Source organism: uncultured Campylobacter sp. (genome assembly GCF_938018035.1).
In the GTDB taxonomy this organism is placed as follows: domain Bacteria; phylum Campylobacterota; class Campylobacteria; order Campylobacterales; family Campylobacteraceae; genus Campylobacter_B.
In genome coordinates this window covers 1-3,331 of sequence record NZ_CALIJF010000241.1, presented here as the reverse complement: position 1 = coordinate 3,331, position 3,331 = coordinate 1, and the positions used below count along the sequence as shown (strand labels likewise).

General features: G+C 39.6%; 3 protein-coding genes. 2 read left to right on the top strand and 1 reads right to left on the bottom strand.

Going from position 1 to position 3,331, the window contains the following annotated elements:
- Positions 1 to 411 (top strand): proton-conducting transporter membrane subunit (locus tag Q0257_RS07220; protein ID WP_298023394.1); only part of this gene is annotated, 411 nt, incomplete at its 5' end.
- 24 nt (positions 412 to 435) lie between these two features.
- Entirely contained in the window at positions 436 to 2,250 is a 1,815-nt protein-coding gene (locus Q0257_RS07215) for a pentapeptide repeat-containing protein (RefSeq protein WP_298023391.1), read from the top strand.
- 14 nt (positions 2,251 to 2,264) lie between these two features.
- Here Q0257_RS07215 and miaA read toward each other — a convergent pair whose 3' ends face one another.
- On the bottom strand, positions 2,265 to 3,170 hold the full coding sequence (miaA, locus tag Q0257_RS07210; protein WP_298023388.1) for a tRNA (adenosine(37)-N6)-dimethylallyltransferase MiaA: 906 nt from the start codon (positions 3,168 to 3,170) through the stop codon (positions 2,265 to 2,267).
- Positions 3,171 to 3,331 lie beyond the last annotated feature (161 nt).

Below are 3,331 nucleotides of genomic sequence, written 5' to 3'. Positions count from 1 at the left end.
GCTCGCTTCGAGCATCCGTTTGAGAAATTTGACGGGCTGATCCGCACCCATCCGCTCTTTGCGCTATGCGCAGCGATTTTTATGCTCTCGCTTGCGGGCATTCCGCCGTTTAGCGTGTTTTGGGGCAAGATGTATCTACTAAGCGCGGCGGTCAATTCGGGCTACTTCGCCCTCGCCGTCATCATGGCGGTAAATAGCGCGCTCGCGCTGTATTACTACCTGCACCTCATCGTGCGTATGTTTTTGCACGAGCCGCGGACGGATGCGGAGCTTGACGGCTCGCTGAGCGCGGTCTCGGTGCAGATAAAATTTGCCGTCGTGCTAGCTAGCGTGGCGTGCGTGCTGGCGCCGTTTTTAGTCAAATTCCTAACCGGCGCGGTAAATAATTTCGTCTTTTTAAGCGGGTATTAAGAGTTATTTTTTTAAGCGAATGAGATGAAGAATTCCAAAGAGTGGCTAGATGATTTAAAATCAAGAGGGTTCATAGGCAAAGATGTAGAGCTTGCCAATATCGCGGAACATATTGACAAGGAAAACGGAAAGTATATTATTAAAAATTTTTATGGCTCTCCAATAGATCGCGTATTGAATTTAACTAAGATTATTTGCGAGCTTGAGGTAGAATTCCAAAATTGCGATTTTAGCAATCTATGTATATCGGGAAATATAGAACAAAAAATAAGTTTTATCGGTTGTAAATTTAGCGAAGCGGTCTCATTTGAAAATTCTAAATTTAAAAAATACGTTTCGTTTGAGAAATCTGAATTTAACAGCATTGTTGACTTTTCAAATTGCGTATTTGAAAAACCGGTAAACTTCGATAACTCTGACGAGAAAGAAGATATAAAACCAATAAATTTTTCTAATGTTATATTTCAAGACAACGCTTATTTTAATAATATCATATTTAATAATCGTGCAGACTTTCATGGAGCCATATTTAAAAAAGTAGCATCTTTTTATGGCGTGCGATTTAAAGACTTTGTAAATTTTTCCGCCACTATATTTGAGGGAGATTTAAATTTAGTAAATTCTAAACTGGACTTTGAATATGAAGATTTGAAGCAAGCTATAATCAAAGCTGCAAAAAGCAGCTCTATTAAAGAGACGGCGAATGATTTCCGCGATAGTTTTAGGGTTTTAAAAAATATCGTAACTAAAACAGGGAACCATCTTGATGCTATAAGGTATCGCGTTTCCGAATTGTATTGTAAGGAGATAGAGTTAGAAGACGATCTTAAAAATAAAGAATCTAAAGATCCGGCAAGAAAGAATATTAAAAATTTTATAGATTTAATGCTATTAAAACTTTATCGTGTTACGAGCGACCATCATTCGAATCTTGTAAAGATCATTAATTTTGCCGTCACTGTTGTAGTGTTTTATGGGGTCCTAAATTGGCTTTTTCCTCGTTTGTATATATGTTTGGAAGCCTGTTTAGAAAAAAGGGAGTTTCGCTTACAAGATTTGTTATTTTTTATTACTTTTATCTTTATAGCAGTTATGTTCACAATTCGGATTAGAGAGACAGACACTCAAATGTGGAAAGATCTCATAATTATCCCAATATTTCCAATCTTTCTTATCGATATGTTCCAACTTATTTCCAGTTCTTTTTTACATTATTCATTTTTATCGGAATTAAATGATATCATCAATACTACAGGCACATTTATTTTTATATTTTTGTTCCTTATTTGTGGATATACCTATATCTCTGAGAAGATGGGATACAAAATCTCTTACGTTTTTCATATTTCTATTTATGTTTGCTTTATAATGTTTTTATTCGTTAAGCCAGAGCTTTTTAATCCATTTAATGGGATATTTCAAAGTACAAAAATAGAGCCTAATAAATTTAGAAATTATGTATTAGAAAACAATGAAAGTGCACCAAAGGAAATTTTGAATTTAATAAAGATTAATAGCGGCAAAAGTGTGGATTATGATATTAAACTAATTGCGAATCATCGCCTTGCAATTCTAAAGCAAATAGACAGCGAAAATAACCAATCAAAACCCGAAGGAAGATTAAATGTATTCAGTTATTTTTGTCCTTTCGCATATTTAGAAGAATCTACGAATGATAAAAAATATGTGCAAATTTATAACATTCTTTTGGATGATGAAATTTCGGAAATATCTAAAAAAATATCAAAAGCGGGCTATTTGGTTTATGCTTTTATCATGCTTTTGATTATTTACTCTCTTACAAAAACGGCGCGTCGTGACTCCATCGTACCTAGTTAAACAGCATGGGTCTTTTAAATCTCGCGGCGGAGGAGCTTTAAAATTTCACGCTCCAGCTCTTGCGGCGGCGCTGAAATTTTATCCGCAAACTGCGAGCGGTTGAAGGTGCGTTGGCGCTTTGCGAGCTGTACCGTGTGCAGGCTTACGAGCTGCTCGCACTGCGCCCGCGAGATCTGTCCGCGCAAAAGCTGCCCGCACTCCTTTAGCCCGATGCAGCCTAGCGCCCTGCACTCTGAGCCGTAGCGGGCGAATAAAAACTCCGCCTCCTCTAAAAGCCCGCGCTCAAACATCGCCTTCGTGCGCGCCTCGATGCGTCCTGCAAGCCACTGCTTAGGCGCGTCGATCTCAAAAATTTTAATATCCGAAATGACGGGCGGGGCGGTGTTTTCGCGCAGAAATTTACTCGGCGCCTCGCCGCAAAATTTATAGATGCTTAGCCATTTTTTTAACCGAAAACTGTCAGACGCGCTAAGCTTTGCGGCAAATTCCGGATCGATCTGCTGCGCTAGAGCGTAAATTTCATCGTTTGAAATTTCATTTTTAAAATCGGGAACCTTCGGCGCCAGACCGCTTAGCATCGCTTTTAGATAAAATCCGCTGCCCCCAGTGATTATCAAAGGCGCACCGCTACGCTCTGCAAAAGCCCGCGCGGCCGCGTACTCTTTTATAAACTCGCCGACGCTGAAGTATTCGTTTGGATAGATTAAATTTACGCCGAAGTGCTTGATCTCGCGCAGCTGCTCCTCGCTTGGCTTAGCGCTTGCGATGTCGATTTGCCGGTAAATGCAGAGCGAATCTAGGCTCAAAATCACGGCGCCGGTCTCTCGCGCGATACTTAGTGCAAGATCACTTTTGCCGCTTGCGGTGGTGCCGATGATCGCGATCTGCGGGCTTGCGTGCGAGTTTTGATTCTGGTTCAAGGCGTTTCCTTTCGTAAATTTTTCGTTCAAATTATATCAAATTTAGAGCTATTCTTACTTTTTTTTGATACAATGGTGCCCAAAATAAGGGGCGAAATGGCTAAATTTAAAGAAATTTTATCCGATATCAACGAATTAATAGTTTTTAAACACTCGGTTTT

Excerpts from the sequence above, each read along its gene's own strand:
- Q0257_RS07215 (WP_298023391.1), top strand. The coding sequence starts at position 436 with ATGAAGAATTCCAAAGAGTGGCTAGATGATTTAAAATCAAGAGGGTTC.